At 70.7% G+C, this 13,893-nt stretch carries 13 protein-coding genes and 1 pseudogene; 10 read left to right on the top strand and 4 right to left on the bottom strand.

Annotated features, from left to right (window positions below):
* Nucleotides 1–90: 90 nt before the first annotated feature.
* Nucleotides 91–669: a TetR/AcrR family transcriptional regulator gene (locus OG702_RS28885; protein ID WP_327291873.1), complete on the bottom strand. Its 579-nt coding sequence runs from the start codon at nucleotides 667–669 to the stop codon at nucleotides 91–93.
* Nucleotides 670–783: 114 nt separating this feature from the next.
* Between OG702_RS28885 and OG702_RS28880 the strand changes: the two genes are divergently transcribed.
* The 6 genes from OG702_RS28880 to OG702_RS28855 all read left to right on the top strand — a co-directional run bounded on the left by OG702_RS28880 (nucleotide 784) and on the right by OG702_RS28855 (nucleotide 6,863).
* A complete protein-coding gene (locus OG702_RS28880; protein WP_327291872.1) occupies nucleotides 784–1,863 on the top strand; it encodes a Gfo/Idh/MocA family protein in 1,080 nt (359 codons plus the stop codon).
* Nucleotides 1,864–2,064: 201 nt separating this feature from the next.
* Nucleotides 2,065–2,454, top strand: coding sequence for an SDR family NAD(P)-dependent oxidoreductase (locus OG702_RS28875; RefSeq protein WP_327291871.1), 390 nt, complete (start codon nucleotides 2,065–2,067; stop codon nucleotides 2,452–2,454).
* A gap of 536 nt (nucleotides 2,455–2,990) precedes the next feature.
* Entirely contained in the window at nucleotides 2,991–3,926 is a 936-nt protein-coding gene (locus OG702_RS28870; protein ID WP_327291870.1) for an ATP-binding cassette domain-containing protein, read from the top strand.
* Entirely contained in the window at nucleotides 3,926–4,774 is an 849-nt protein-coding gene (locus tag OG702_RS28865) for an ABC transporter permease (RefSeq protein ID WP_327291869.1), read from the top strand. Before OG702_RS28870 ends, OG702_RS28865 begins: the two co-directional genes overlap by 1 nt.
* An 83-nt stretch (nucleotides 4,775–4,857) precedes the next feature.
* Complete coding sequence (locus tag OG702_RS28860; protein WP_327291868.1) at nucleotides 4,858–6,189, top strand: sensor histidine kinase; 1,332 nt, start codon at nucleotides 4,858–4,860, stop codon at nucleotides 6,187–6,189.
* Nucleotides 6,186–6,863: a response regulator transcription factor gene (locus OG702_RS28855; RefSeq protein ID WP_327291867.1), complete on the top strand. Its 678-nt coding sequence runs from the start codon at nucleotides 6,186–6,188 to the stop codon at nucleotides 6,861–6,863. Before OG702_RS28860 ends, OG702_RS28855 begins: the two co-directional genes overlap by 4 nt.
* A 263-nt stretch (nucleotides 6,864–7,126) precedes the next feature.
* On the opposite strand, the gene OG702_RS28850 is transcribed toward OG702_RS28855, so the two are convergent.
* Nucleotides 7,127–7,969 carry a COG4705 family protein gene (locus OG702_RS28850; protein ID WP_442814743.1) on the bottom strand — a complete coding sequence of 281 codons (843 nt, stop codon included), beginning with the start codon at nucleotides 7,967–7,969 and terminating at the stop codon, nucleotides 7,127–7,129.
* 338 nt (nucleotides 7,970–8,307) lie between these two features.
* On the opposite strand from OG702_RS28850, the gene OG702_RS28845 reads away from it, so the two are divergent.
* The 4 genes from OG702_RS28845 (at nucleotide 8,308) to OG702_RS28830 (ending at nucleotide 11,829) form a co-directional block, all read left to right on the top strand.
* Entirely contained in the window at nucleotides 8,308–9,078 is a 771-nt protein-coding gene (locus tag OG702_RS28845) for a hypothetical protein (protein ID WP_327291865.1), read from the top strand.
* Nucleotides 9,075–9,284, top strand: a complete 210-nt coding sequence (locus OG702_RS28840) for a hypothetical protein (RefSeq protein WP_327291864.1) — start codon at nucleotides 9,075–9,077, stop codon at nucleotides 9,282–9,284. Before OG702_RS28845 ends, OG702_RS28840 begins: the two co-directional genes overlap by 4 nt.
* Nucleotides 9,285–9,867: 583 nt before the next feature.
* On the top strand, nucleotides 9,868–11,043 hold the full coding sequence (locus OG702_RS28835; RefSeq protein ID WP_327291863.1) for a glutathione-independent formaldehyde dehydrogenase: 1,176 nt from the start codon (nucleotides 9,868–9,870) through the stop codon (nucleotides 11,041–11,043).
* Nucleotides 11,044–11,460: 417 nt separating this feature from the next.
* The gene (locus OG702_RS28830) at nucleotides 11,461–11,829 is read left to right on the top strand and encodes a hypothetical protein (protein ID WP_327293497.1); all 369 of its coding nucleotides are present in this window, start codon (nucleotides 11,461–11,463) and stop codon (nucleotides 11,827–11,829) included.
* 6 nt (nucleotides 11,830–11,835) lie between these two features.
* Here the strand turns inward: OG702_RS28830 and OG702_RS28825 are convergent.
* Together OG702_RS28825 and OG702_RS28820 are read right to left on the bottom strand one after the other, a co-directional pair.
* Nucleotides 11,836–11,979, bottom strand: a pseudogene (locus OG702_RS28825) (FGGY-family carbohydrate kinase); the annotation flags it as partial.
* An 890-nt stretch (nucleotides 11,980–12,869) separates the two neighbouring features.
* Nucleotides 12,870–13,859, bottom strand: a complete 990-nt coding sequence (locus OG702_RS28820) for a sugar kinase (RefSeq protein ID WP_327291862.1) — start codon at nucleotides 13,857–13,859, stop codon at nucleotides 12,870–12,872.
* Between the last annotated feature and the right edge of the window lie 34 nt (nucleotides 13,860–13,893).

Here is a 13,893-nt window from a genome sequence, read left to right as displayed (position 1 = left end):
TTCAAGGAGTGCGAGCACCCCGCCTTGGGCTGGCCGAAGTGCCCCCACAACTACAAGACGGGGCCGGTCGCGGCGGTCGTCGGTGGGATTTCAGTCCAGCAGGGCGCGCAGTGCCAGGTCGGCGACCTGTCGTAGGTCGTCGTGGCTGCGGCCGGCTGCCGCCTGGACGGCGATACCGTCCGTGATCGTGTGCACGAGTGCGGCCAGGGCGGCCGGTTCGTAGCCGGAAGGCAGATCGGTGGCCTTCTCCAGTCGCCCTCGCAGCGCGGCCTCGGCGGTTTCGCGCACCGCGACCGCGTCCTGGCGTACGGCGTGCGCGTCGGGTCCGCGGGCGTGCACGCTGTTGACGCACAAGCAACCGTGGGGCCTGCCCTCGCCCGCGGTCAGGTCCACGGCCCCGTGGATCAGCCGCTCGATGACCTCGCGGCCGGTGGGTGCGTCCAGCGCGTCGGTGGTGTAGCCGCCGGGGCCGTCGAGGTAGCGGGCGAGGACCTTGCCGAACAGTTCTTCCTTGTTGCCGAAGGCGGCATAGAGGCTGGGCCTGTTGATGTCCATCGCGGCGGTCAGGTCGGTCAGCGAGGTGCCTTCGTAGCCGTGCCGCCAGAACACCTCCAGCGCGCGGTCCAGCGCGGTCTCGGCGTCGAACGAGCGCGGGCGTCCGCCGGGCATGCCGTCCTCCGTGGTCTCTCCCAGATTTTGTACCTGCCGGTACGTTACCTCTTGCGCGAGAGCACCGCACGACCCTAATTTAGTACCGACAGGTACAGAACCCAGGGGGCGTACATGATCCGAGTCGGAATCGTCGGAGCCGGCGGCTGGGCCGACAGCTCGCACCTGCCGGCACTCGCCGCGCTTGACGCCTTCGAGGTGACCGCGGTGGCGACCACCCGGCAGGCCAGCGCGGGTCGCGCGGCCGCCGCTCACGGCGTGCGGCACGCCTTCGCCGACGCCGGCGAGCTGGCCGCGCACCCCGACGTCGACCTGGTCGTCGTCTCGGTGAAGGCCTCCGGGCACGCCGCCGCGATCCGAGCCGCGCTCGCCGCCGGCAAGCACGTCGTGTCCGAGTGGCCGCTGGGCGCCGACACCGACGAGGCGAACGAGCTGGCCGAGGCCGCCACCGCCGCGGGCGTGGTCCACGCGGTCGTCCTCCAGGGCCACCACTCCCCGAGCGCCCGCTTCACCGCCGACCTCCTGGCCGAGGGCCGGATCGGCAGCCTCGAATCGGTCGCGCTGGTCGCGGACGGCGCACCCTGGGGCGGCAGTCGAATCCCTCCGAACCTGGTGTTCGGCCTCGACCCCGCACAGGGAAGCAACATCCTGCCGATCATGGCAGGCCACTTCCTGGCCGCACTCGAACGGGTCGCCGGCCCGCTGACGGAAGTCTCCGCACGGCTGCCCCGCACGCACGACCGCGTCCTGGTCACCGGGACGGGAGGCACCGTAGCCAACGCCACACCCGGCCACGTACTGCTGCACGGACTGCTGGCCAACGGCGCCACCGCCTCCGTCGCCGTCCACGGCGGCAACGAGCCCACCCGGAACGGGTTCCATCTCAAGCTCGTAGGCAGCGAAGGAACGTTGACCGCCACACCGACCCAGCTCGGGACCTTCATTCACTGGTGCGACTGGGACATCAAGTTCGGCGACGAGGCCCTGGCCGTGCCCGACACCTATCGCACCGCCCCCGCCGCCGTGCGATCCGGCCCGCCGGCCAATGTCGCGGCCCTTTACCAGGAAGTCGCCCGGGCCATCACCGAAGGCCGGCAGCCCCACCCCAGCTTCGAGACCGGCCTTCGCCACCACCGGCTCCTCACCGCCATCGAACAGTCCGCAGCCGACGGAACGACCCGGGAAATCTCGTAGCCGGCATCCCGGACCCGTATGGCGCGATGGATCCGGGTTGTTGCGGCCACGGCGTTTCCTCGGCGGGCCGAGCCGCCCCGGGGGAGAGATCGTTCAACTTGTGAAGCTATCCCGAACGACGACCCGCCCTCGGCTTCCCGAACGACTCTGCAGCCGGCCCGCGTCGGCTGGGCGGACGGCGGTTATCGCCGAGGGCGGGTCTTGACGCAGCTTGGGCTGCGCCTGATGCGGGACGGTGGCCGCATCGTCAACATCTCCACCAGCTATACCCTTGGTCACTCCGAGCCCGGGCTGATCGCCTACGCGATGACCAAAGCGGCGATCGACGTGTTCACCGCGACGCTCGCCAAGGACCTCGGGCCGCGGGCCATCACGGTCAACGCGGTCAATCCTGGTGCGATCGACACCGACCTCAACGCCTGGTGGCTGCGCTCGGACGAAGCGGCACGGGCTGCCACCGCGGCTCGCTCGCCGCTGGCTCGGGTCGGGATGCCCGATGACGTCGCCGGCGTGGTCGCATTCCTGGTATCAGATGACGCAGGCCGGGCTACCGGCCAGACCCTCGATGCCACTGGCGGCGCCTTGCTCTAGCGGGGTCACAGGGCCGACCGCCCGCTCCAAGGCGTCAAGAGCACGGAACTGACGACTCTGTTCCAGCGGGCCCGCGCCGACGGCGTGAGCTCCGACCGGGCATTCGTCGCCTGGCTGACCAGACACGGCTGCACCCAATGGTCCAGCTACCAACCGGGCAGTCGCTTCTGGCACTTCCAGGCGATCGAGGCGTCGCGTACAGCGTCCTCGCGGTGCTCCTGATGGTCGTGACCGTCTGGTGGCTGCGCCGCAGGGCCGTCTTGGGCCTGCCGTGGACCATTCGGGCGACCCCGGCCCTGCCATCCACCCGGAAGGCCGAGACCCAGCCCCCGGACGAGATTGAGGTGCTGGACGCCGGGCCGAGGCCGGGCCGGCGGGCGAGGTAGCCACGCAGGTGCAGGCCGGGTAGTACCCCGGTATGACCCGCTTCCCGTGATTCCAGCCCGCGGTACCACGGCAAGGACCGTGACGGCCCGTAGCGTTTCTGGTGGAGGACGGGCCAGAACGGGCCGGTCCGCGGCACGACAGGGTGAGCGATGATCGAGGCACGTGAGCTGACGAAGCGGTACGGGGAGAAGACCGCGGTCGACGAGTTGGCCTTCGTCGTCCGGCCCGGCACCGTCACCGGGTTCCTCGGTCCGAACGGCGCCGGCAAGTCCACGACCATGCGCATGATCGTCGGGCTGGACGCACCCACGAGCGGCAACGTCTCGGTCAACGGCAAACGATACGCCGACCACCGCGCGCCCCTCCAAGAGGTCGGCGCGCTCCTGGAGGCCAAGTCGATCCACCCAGGGCGCTCGGCCTACCACCACCTCAACGCCCTGGCGCTCTCGCACGGCATCCCGCGTCGCCGGGTCGAGGAGGTGATCGAGCTGACCGGCCTGCAGCCGGTGGCCAGGAAGCGCGCCGGAGCGTTCTCCCTCGGCATGGGCCAGCGCCTGGGCATCGCCGCCGCGCTGCTGGGTGATCCGGCCACCGTCATGCTCGACGAGCCGGTCAACGGGCTGGACCCCGAGGGTGTGCTGTGGATACGGAACCTGCTCACCGGGCTGGCCGGAGAAGGCCGCACCGTCTTCGTCTCCTCGCACCTGATGAGTGAGATGGCACTGGTCGCCGACCAGCTCATCGTCGTCGGCCGCGGACGGCTCCTGGCCGACACCACCGTCAAGGATCTTGTCCGAGCGGCCGGCGGCGACACCGTGAGCGTGGCGACCGCCGACCCGGCCCGCCTGCGCGAGGTGCTGGCCGGCCCGGGCATCGAGATCACCGGGGAGGCGGGCACGGAGGAACTGCAGGTGATCGGTATGACCGCCCGCGCCATCGGTTACAAGGCAGCCGAGCACGGCATCCCGCTGTTCGAGCTCAGCGACCGCGCTGTTTCCCTGGAACAGGCCTTCATGGACCTGACCCGGGATGCCGTCGAGTACCACGGCACCATCAGCGTCGACACTCCCGGGAGGGCCGCCTGATGACCACCGTCACCACCACTCAGCCCCCCGACCCCACATCCGTCGGGCCCGCGCGTCCTCTCTACAAGGTGACCGGCCCGCGGGTTCTGCGCTCGGAGTGGGCAAAGCTCTGGACCCTGCGCTCCACGTGGATCACCCTCGGGCTGGGCCTGCTGTTCCTGGTCGCCTTCGGGCTGATCGCCTCCGCGCGGTACAAGTCCGCCGTCGACTCCGGCGAGCACATGGACGCGGACTTCGCCAACTCCACAGCGGTCAGCCTTTCCCTCTTCGGTACCAACTTCGCCCAGCTGGCGCTCGGCGTCCTGGGCGTCCTGGTCACCGCAGGTGAGTACTCGACCGGCATGATCCGTTCCACCCTGGCCGCGGTACCGCGCCGCCTGCCGGTGCTGTGGTCCAAGGCCGCGGTCTTCGGCGCGGTCGCTCTGGTCATCAGCACGGTCGGGGCGTTCGTCACCTTTCTGTTCGGCAGCAGCATCGTCTCCGGCACACCGGCGGACCTCAGCATTTCCCACGCCGGAGCCGTACGGGCTCTCTTCGGAGCGGGCCTGTACCTCGGCCTGGTCGCTGTGATCGGCACCGCACTCGGCGCGCTCCTTCGGTCAGTGGCGGGCGGCGTCTCGGTGCTGGTCGCCACGCTGATGCTCATCCCCGGCCTGGTCTCGCTGCTGCCCAATTCCTGGCAGGACAACATCAGCCCCTACCTGCCCAGCAACGCCGGTGAGGCGCTTTTCACCCTGCATCACGACGCCACCACCCTCGCGCCGGCGGCCGGTCTTGCCGTGTTCCTGGGCTGGACCGTGCTCGCGCTGGCCGGTGCCGCGTGGCGCCTGGTGCACAGCGACGCCTGAGGGCACCGTCGAGGCTCCACCACCGTCGCAGCGCCGACCCTCTCCGGCGCTGCGACATGCCAACGACCTGGACTACGGAAGACATGACATCGGCGAACAGCTACGACAGCCCGCTGGACGGCGGACCAGGCAGCCTGCGGCTCGCGCCTGCCGACGCGCTGTCGGGGCATCAGCTGGTCGCCTGGGCAGCCCGGACCGGCGCGTGGATGCGCCAGACGGACCGCAACCGTCCCTGGCTGCTGGACACGGCCGTGGTGAGCTGGGTCTTCCTGATGTTCTGCGTGCCCGACCTGGTGGACCCCGACGGCCCACGCGGCATCCACGACATGATCACCCGCCTGCCGGTGGTGGGAACCCTGGCGGTACAAGCCGGTCTCGTCCTTCCTCTGCTGTGGAGGCGTCGCGCTCCGACGGCGACGCTCGCCATCGCCCTGGCCGTATTCCTCCTCCAATGGTCGCTGGGAGCACTGCTGCGTGCCGATGCCGCGCTGCTCGTGGCGCTGTACAGCTTGGCGCTGCACGGGCGCCTGCGCCATTTGCCCTGGGCGTGCGCGGCGATGGCAGCAGCGCTGAGCCTGGTGGCTGTCCGCTACTCGAGCGCGGTGTCCGCTCCGGATGCCCTGTTCTTCCTCTACAGCGCCGCGACGGCCGCCGTCGCCCTGGGACTGGCGGTACGCATCCGCCGGGCTCAACTGGCCGGCTTGCGCGAGCGCGCCGCGCGTCTGGAGACGGAGCGCGACCAGCGCAGCAAACTGGCCGCTGTCGCCGAACGCACCCGAGTGGCCCGGGAGATGCACGACATCATCGGCCACAACCTGTCGGTGATCATCACACTCGCCGACGGCGGCGCGTACGCTGTCGAGACCACGCCCGAACGAGGCAGGGAAGCCCTGCTGCTCATCGGGGACACCGGGCGAAGGGCCCTGGGGGAACTGCGGCGCATGCTCGGCGTCCTGCGCGAGCAGACGGACGCTCCCCAGCTCAACCCGCAGCCCGTCATCGCGGACCTGGACGCCCTGTACACACGCATCAGGGCCGCCGGACCCCGAGTCATGTACCACTCCAGCGGCGCCCTGGACACGTTGGACCCCGCCATTCAGCTGATGGTCTACCGCATCGTCCAGGAAGCACTCACCAACACCCTGAAGCACGCAGGCCCCGACACCTGGGCACATGTGGCCATCAGCCTCGACGACGCCCGGCTACGGGTACGGGTCCAGGACACGGGAGGGCCGGGCGGTGCCGACCGGTTCGGTCCTCAGCCCGCCGAAGGGCATGGGCTGGGCGGAATCAAAGAACGCGTCGCCCTCTACGGCGGAGACGTCGTAGCGGGACCCGGTCCCGGCGGAGGTTGGACCGTCGAGGCCGTGCTCAACCTCACCCGATGCCCCGAATCGTCAGGCGGTCCGACGTGACCACTGTCCTCATCGTGGACGACCAGCCACTGCAATGTCTGGGTTTCCGCATGCTGCTGGAGACCGCACCGGACACGGAGGTGGTCGGCGAAGCGGCCCACGGCGCGGAGGCCGTCCGCCAAGCGGCCGTCCTGCGACCCGACGTCGTCCTGATGGACGTGCGCATGCCCGGAATGGACGGCATCGAGGCCACCCGCCGCATCGTCGCCGGCGGCGGACGCTCCCGCATCCTCGTCCTCACCACCTTCGACGTCGACGAATACGCCCACGCCGCGCTGCGTGCCGGCGCCAGTGGCTTTCTGCTCAAGGACGCCCGGCCGGAAGAACTGCTGTCCGGGATCCGTGCCGTGGCGAAAGGCGACGCGGTGATCGCACCCGCTCTGACCCGGCGGCTGCTCGACACGTACGCCGGCCGACTGCCGGTCAGCCCGCGTCACGGCGGTGCCGACCGCGACCCGCGGTGGCAGACCCTCACCGATCGCGAACGGGAGATCCTGACGGTGATGGGTGAAGGCTGTACCAATGGCGAGATCGCCGAACGCCTGGTGCTGTCGGAATCCACCGTCAAGACGCACGTCGGCCGGGTTTTGGCGAAGATCGGCGCCAGGGACCGCGTCCAGGCCGTGATTTTCGCCTACGACCTCGGCCTGACCCGCCCCAACCCCTCGGGATGAACAGTAGTAGATCTGCAGGGAATAGCCGCGGCCGATCGTGACCTGGGTGGGGTCGAACAGCCTCCCGGGGGATGTCGGACAGGTGCAGTCCGACGCGGCACGCGCGTTGCGCCAGCCGCTGCAAGAGGGACCTCGGCCCGGTCCGCGCACGGGATATCGCAGGAAGACGACCAGGCTCCTGACCGGCCGTGACGCCGGCCAGAAGCCCCGGTTCCGAACAAGTGCCACACACTGTCGCGGCAGAGTCGGAGCCGGTCGGGGTGTCAGTCGGCGGCGACGGCAGGCCTCCGGTGTCGGCGGTGCTGGGCGGCGAGGCAGGCCACGAGGGCCGCGATCAGGACGGCCAGCACCAGGCTGACCGGGCCGGTGCCCCAGCCGAGTCCGCCCCTGTCCTTGGACACGCCCATCCAGTCCGCGAAGGAGGCGCCCAGCGGCCGGGTCAGTACGTAGGCCCACCAGAAGGCGGCCACCGCGTTGAGTCCGGCGAGCCGGGCCAGTGCCGGCACGGCGATCAGGGCGGCGAAGAGGACGCCGGAGGAGAAGTAGCCGAGACGGAAGGACGTAGCGGTGAGGTCGCCGGCCGCCGTACCGAGGGCGAAGGTGGCCAATACGGTCGCCCAGTAGAACCGTTCGCGGCGCGGGGTGTGGATGCTGTGGATGGAGAGCGTGCCCTCGCTGCGGTACCAAGCGGTCAGAATGCCGGCCAGCGCCAGGACGAACACCACCGTGGAGACGGCGTAAGGGATGCCGACGACGTGCACGATGTCGGCGGCCATGGTGCCGAAGATGCTCACCATCACGATCGCCCCCCAGTAGATCCACGGCGAGTAGCGGGGCGCGCGGAACTGAAGCCACAGGAAACCGGTGAAGCCGATCAGGCCGAGGGCGCCCCCTACCGCTGGGGACTTCGACAGGAAGTCGGAGGTGGTCTCGCCCATCCCAGTGGTGAGGATCTTGGTCGTCCAGAACAGTACGGTGACCTCGGGGACCTTGCTCCACGCCTGCGCCTCCGCTGCCTCGGAAAGCTGCCGGTGTCCGACCGGCCCGGGATCGGTCCCCAGTCCGGCACCGGCTCCCGAGTCGTAACCGTAGCCACTCTGTCCCATGGGCACCGCCGCTCTCCCGGCGCTGCACACGCCGCATCCATCAGTGTCTACAGAAATGTAGACGATGAGGCGGCAGGCGGCACCACCGACCCTCGCACCAGCACGTGCGTTATGGGCGACGCCGTCAGCCCCCCTCGCCGTTCTCCCGGCCGGCACGGTCGCGGCCCGCGTCACCTCCGGTGGCCCCGGGGGAATTGCCGAAGTCCCGTGGCACACTGCGATCAGCGCTGTTTACAAGGCTGTAGACACAGGTGCGGCGGGTGCGTGCGAGCCCGCCTGCCGGTCCCGGCTATCGTCCGGCTCCCCGAGTAGGCGCTCCGGAGAAGGGGAAGTGTGGCATGAGTCCGTTCGCCCTGGTCGTGACGGTTTTCCTCGCCTGTGTGGTGGAAGGGGTGGAGGCGCTGACCGTGGTTCTGGCCGCGGGCACCGGCCGCCACTGGCGGTCCGCACTGCAGGGGGCCGCCGCGGCGCTGCTCGTCCTCGCCGCGGTGGTGGGTGCCCTCGGCCCGACTGTCGCACGGATCCCGCTCAGTGGACTGCGGGTAGTGGTCGGCGCGCTGCTGTTGCTCTTCGGCCTCCAGTGGCTGCGCAAGGCGATCCTGCGGGCATCGGGCTGGAAGGAACAGCGCGACGAGTCGGCCGCCTTCGCCCGGGACGTCGCCGCTGCCGAACAGGCGCCGGCCCTGCGGCGCGGCCGGGTCCAGGACTGGTACGCCTTCACCCTCGCCTTCAAGGGTGTCGCCCTGGAGGGCCTCGAAGTCGCGTTCATCGTCATCACCTTCGGCGGCAGCCAGCACGACGTTCCGCTGGCCGCACTCGGCGCGGCGCTGGCTGTCGTCGTGGTGACCGGAGCGGGCTTCGCAATCCGGGCACCGCTGGCCCGCGTGCCGGAGAACACGCTGAAGTTCATCGTCGGCACCCTGCTGACCTCGTTCGGTCTCTTCTGGTCGGCCGAGGGCGCCCAAGTGACATGGCCGGGGGCGGACGCGGCCTTGTTGGTCCTGGTGCCGGCCGTGGCGCTGCTCGCGCTGGGATACACCCGCGTCCTGCGCGGTGCCGCCGCACGCCATGGAGTCCGCCGGCCTGACGGAAGAGGACTCCCCCGATGAAACGGCTCCGGGCCTTCGGCCTGTTCTGGTACGACTTCGTCGTCGGCGACGACTGGCAGGTCGCCCTCTGGACGCTACTGGCGCTGGGCGCCACCGCCGGGTTGGCCACGAGTGGACTGAACGCGTGGTGGCTGCTGCCGATCGCCGCCGCTGCCGCGCTGGCCGACTCGCTGCGCAGAGCGGTGAAGTCGGCACGCAACCGCTGACCCCGGTGGGATCCCATGCCCATGATCCACCCTTGCCACGCAGGCCGCCGCATGGCGCCCCTTGAGCAGGTCGCGATGCCCACGGAGTATCGCGTCGAGGCGTACCAGCAGCGCGCGCGGAGTGCTGGACGTTGTCCTGGTTCGTCGCTTCGGTCGCCACATTGGGTGGCGCCCCGGGTTCGGGCTTGGGGAGCGACGAGGCGACCAGGCGCGGCCGCCCACTCCGAGCGCGGACAAGAACGTCGCCACGTACTCCAGGACGGGCACGGTGGCCGACCGGTGGCCTGAGCCGGAGATCCGTAGTTGCCAGGGCCCGTCGTGTCCGGAAAACATAACTGGTCGACCGATACATGGTCGTCTAGTGTGGAATGCGGGGGTATCGGGCGGCACGTCGGCGGGGCGCCGGGGCTCCGCGTAGCGGCCCGGCGGCGGATCACACACCGTCCCCTGAGCCCGGTGCGCGGCCCGGAGAGGCATGCGGGAGACACGGACCCGTCGCGCCGGCTACCGAAGTCAGGTCTCCTGAGCCGTGCACGACAGCGCGTGGTGCCGCGCACCTCTGGCGACACCTGAGGGAGCAGACATGAAAGCAGCGGTATACGAAGAGCCGCGAACGGTCACGGTCAAGGACGTGCCGGACGCGAAGATCGAACACCCCTGCGACATCATCGTCAAGATCACCACCACCAACATCTGCGGTTCCGACCTGCACATGTACGAAGGCCGCACCTCGTTCGAGCCCGGCCGCACCCTGGGACACGAGAACCTGGGCCAGGTCGTGGAGGTCGGCTCGGCCGTCAGCAAGGTCCAGGTCGGGGAGTACGTGGTCCTGCCCTTCAACATCGCCTGCGGCTTCTGCAAGCAGTGCGAGCGGGGCCTGACCAACTACTGCCTGACCATGCAGCCGGAACCGGCCCTCGCCGGTGCCGCCTACGGATTCGCCGACATGGGCCCCTACCAGGGCGGCCAGGCGGAACTGCTCCGCGTGCCATACGGCGACTTCAACGCGCTGCGTCTGGGCGAGGACGCCGCCGAGCGGCAAACCGACTACGTGATGCTCGCCGACATCTTCCCCACCGGCTACCACGCCACCGAGATGGCCAACGTCAAGCCGGGCGACCAGACCATCGTCTTCGGGGCCGGCCCCGTCGGGCTCATGGCGGCCTACTCCGCCCTCCTCAAGGGCGCCGGCCGCGTCTGGGTGGCCGACCACCAGCCCGACCGGCTGCGTATGGCGGAGGACATCGGGGCCATCCCGATCAACACCTCCGAGCAGGACCCGGCGGAGGTCGTCAAGGAGGCGACCCTCGGGCTGGGCGCCGACAACGGCTGTGAGTGCGTCGGCTACCAGGCACACGACTCCGCAGGGCACGAGGACGCCAGCGTGACGCTCAACGCACTGATCGACTCGGTCAGGTTCACGGGCGACATCGGCGTGGTGGGCGTGTTCATGCACCAGGACCCCGGCGGCGCGCAGACCCAAGGGAAGCTGGAGGCGCAGGGCAAGATCCCGATCGACTTCGGCCTGATGTGGTTCAAGGGCCAGCGCATGGGCACCGGGCAGGCACCGGTGAAGAAGTACAACCGGGCCCTGCGGGACCTGATCGCCGGCGGGAAGGCATCGCCGAGCTTCGTCGTCTCCCACGAGCTCAGCCTGGACGAGGCCCCCACCGCATACAAGCACTTCGACGCCCGTGACAAGGGCTGGACCAAGGTGGTTATGCATCCCGACGGACACGGGGACGGCCACAGGCGGTAAAGGACCCGAGGACCGCCATCCGCCCCCCGGACCGGTCCGGGGGGCGGATGGCGCGCGCCCACACCGGTGGACCAGTTGCCGACCCAGACGTGCCTCGGTGGAAGCGGTCACCGCCCGTTGAACCGGCGAATCGGCGAGCCGGCATGGGTTCGGAAGGGACGCCGTCATGTACCACAACCACTTTTGCCCACACCGGAACCGGCGTCATGGTGATCGGTGACCTGACGCTCGCCGGCTGGTGGATGGTCGAAGCGGCCCTCGCCCTGTACTGCTCGGGGTGGCCGGCGTGCGACACGGCTTCCGCCGCGGCACCGACCGGTAGTGACCGGCCGCCACGCGCAGGAGACGGGCGCGGCAACTGGGACGATCACCGACGTCAGGCGCCCACGCGCGCTCGTGGTAGCCGGTGCCGCAGCGTTGGGGATCATCGCGGTCACGCTCTCCGCGTACGCCCTGCGGGCGTGGCTGTCAGCCAGCGGGGCGGGCACCGGCCGGGCTCTTTGGGCGTGGACCCCGCTGGCCGCGGTGCTGCTCGTGCAGACCGCGCCGTACATGTGCGAGCGGGCCGAGCAAGGCCTGCGCACCTCCTGGCACCGCACCCCCAACCGCGGCAAGCGCCACGCGCAGGTGCTTGCAGCCCGCCACTGCCCGGACGCCGACATCTTCCTCACCGTCGACTCCGACGTCCAGCTCGCCCCCAAGGCCCCCCACAAGGTCCTGCAGCCCCCCGCCGACCACCGGGTGCAGGCGGTCGCCGGCCTCGTGCTGCCCCGCAACAACCGCTAAGGCCTGAGCCTCCAGGACCGCCCGGGCCAGGTGCGCCTTGGTGACGTACGCGGTAGGACCGGTGATCACACCGCGCGCGTCGAAGCGCCAGTAGGGAGCGAAGAGGCCGGAGAACGCGGGAACGACGTACGCGTCGCCGTTGTCGGGGACTGGCGGCAATACTGCGGGGACCGGTTCGAGCAGCGCGGAGGGGAGGTGGCTGAGGCCGAGTTGGGGCATCCGGCGCTGGGCGCCCACGGGCGAGCAGGCCCCTGGCCGCCAGGTCCTCGTGGACCCCGGGACCCCGAGAAGACCCGTCTACCCCGGCCGAATGATTGATGAGGGGGACTTCCGGGTCGGTGACGTGCTGTCGGTCGCGTGCCCCTTCACGGTTACCAGCGTCGAGCAGGGTGTCACGTGGGACCAAGTGTCGGTGCGATGGCCGTGGTGGGAAATCACCATCCACCCCGGCGCCGGGATCCCCTTCTCCTTCGAACTGCTGATGCGCCCGTACGCGTCTCTCCAGGTGGGCGACGAAGTCGCCGACGCCGTCGGCCGGGCACGGCGGTTCGACGGCCCCCGGGACTGGACCGCCTTCGATGGAGAGCCGGCCGGTGCGGGCCCTGCGTGGCCACTTGTCCCGCTCACCCGAGCAGGGACGCCGTGCTCCGCCGAGGACGCCGAAGCAGTGGCTGCGAGCACGGCGAGCGGTTCGCACCAGGAGACGGTCGGAGACTGGACGGCACTCACCGAGGCCTCGCCACACCCTGACCTATCGGGATCGGCATCTCTGCCATGGCCGAGCGAGGACCTGGCCCCACGGGCCAACTGTCGTGCATGGGACGCCCACAGCTCCCGCCCGGCCTCCCTCCAGGCCAAGGCGCCGCCGCACAGCCAAGCTGCACGCGGACAAGGGCCGTGACCTCGGCCACCTGGAACGATAGCTGCGCCGCCGCCAGATCGTGCCGCGCGTCGCCGCCGCGGAATTGAATCGTCCGCCCGCCTGGGCTGACCGGGAAGTGGTCGTGCCCGACGTACCGGCATCGGGGCGTCGTGCGGATTCAGGCGGTCCCGGGTGCGTCCGGCCGGGCCGTCGGGCCGAGTTGCCGCCACTCCTCCTCCGAGGCGGCCAGCAGCGAGGCGATCCGCTCCGCCGGGGGCAGCGGGCCGTGATCGCCGGGCACCCGCAGGGCGGCGCCCGCGGTCAGATGGGCCAGACGCAGCGCTCTCGGGAGCGGCTCGCTGCGGCGCAGCCCAGTCAGGAAGCCTGCTGCGAAGGCGTCGCCCGCACCGACGGGCTCGACCACCTCGGTGCGCAGGGCCGGCACCGTGTGCGCGACGCCACCGTCGAAGGCGGTCGCCGCGCGGGCGCCGTCCTTGACCACGAGCAGGCGCGGGCCGGGCAGGAGGCTCCGTACGTCGTCCGGCGCGCCGATCCGCTCGCCCCACAGCGCCCGGGCCTCGTCGAGGCCGACGAAGACCAGATCGGCGCGGTCGGCGAGGGCATGCAGCAGATCGGAGGCGGAGCCGTCCGTCCACAGCGCGGGACGGTGGTTGACGTCGAAGCTCACCGGAAGTGGACCGCCCAAGGCCTCCTCCACCAGCCCCCGGCAGGACGGTGACAGGGCGGCGGTGATGCCGGTCAGGTGCAGCAGCCCCGCATCCCGTACGGCGGGGCCGGCCAGCAGGCCGGCCCCGAGCGCCGAGGCGGCCGAGCCCCGGCGGTAGTAGTGGACGCGGGTCCCGGCCGCTCCGGGGTCCTTGACCAGCAGTCCGGTCGGCCGGGTCGGGTCGACGCGCACGCTGCTCACGTCGACCCCGGGCGCCGCCACCTCGGCCAGCACCCGCCGCCCCAAGGGGTCGTCGCCGAGCGCCGACACCCAGCGCACGGGTATGCCGTGGTCGGCGAGGTACATCGCCACGTTCGACTCGGCCCCGGCTACGGCGACCCGCAGTCCCGCTGCCGCCACGAGCGGGCCCACGGGCTCGGGTACGAGCGCGGCCATGGTCTCGCCGACGCAGACGATCGGCCCCTCGGCGAGGGGGATCATCGTGCAGCCCGCCGCGGACCGGAAACGCCGCGGT

Source organism: Streptomyces sp. NBC_01198 (assembly GCF_036010485.1).
Lineage (GTDB): Bacteria > Actinomycetota > Actinomycetes > Streptomycetales > Streptomycetaceae > Actinacidiphila.
This window is presented reverse-complemented; position numbering and strand designations above follow the sequence as displayed.

Excerpts from the sequence above, each read along its gene's own strand:
- OG702_RS28835 (WP_327291863.1), top strand. The coding sequence starts at position 9,868 with ATGAAAGCAGCGGTATACGAAGAGCCGCGAACGGTCACGGTCAAGGAC.
- OG702_RS28880 (WP_327291872.1), top strand. The coding sequence starts at position 784 with ATGATCCGAGTCGGAATCGTCGGAGCCGGCGGCTGGGCCGACAGCTCG.
- OG702_RS28845 (WP_327291865.1), top strand. The coding sequence starts at position 8,308 with ATGAGTCCGTTCGCCCTGGTCGTGACGGTTTTCCTCGCCTGTGTGGTG.
- OG702_RS28840 (WP_327291864.1), top strand. The coding sequence starts at position 9,075 with ATGAAACGGCTCCGGGCCTTCGGCCTGTTCTGGTACGACTTCGTCGTC.
- OG702_RS28820 (WP_327291862.1), bottom strand. The coding sequence starts at position 13,859 with ATGATCCCCCTCGCCGAGGGGCCGATCGTCTGCGTCGGCGAGACCATG.
- OG702_RS28870 (WP_327291870.1), top strand. The coding sequence starts at position 2,991 with ATGATCGAGGCACGTGAGCTGACGAAGCGGTACGGGGAGAAGACCGCG.
- OG702_RS28885 (WP_327291873.1), bottom strand. The coding sequence starts at position 669 with ATGCCCGGCGGACGCCCGCGCTCGTTCGACGCCGAGACCGCGCTGGAC.
- OG702_RS28850 (WP_442814743.1), bottom strand. The coding sequence starts at position 7,969 with ATGGGACAGAGTGGCTACGGTTACGACTCGGGAGCCGGTGCCGGACTG.
- OG702_RS28860 (WP_327291868.1), top strand. The coding sequence starts at position 4,858 with ATGACATCGGCGAACAGCTACGACAGCCCGCTGGACGGCGGACCAGGC.
- OG702_RS28865 (WP_327291869.1), top strand. The coding sequence starts at position 3,926 with ATGACCACCGTCACCACCACTCAGCCCCCCGACCCCACATCCGTCGGG.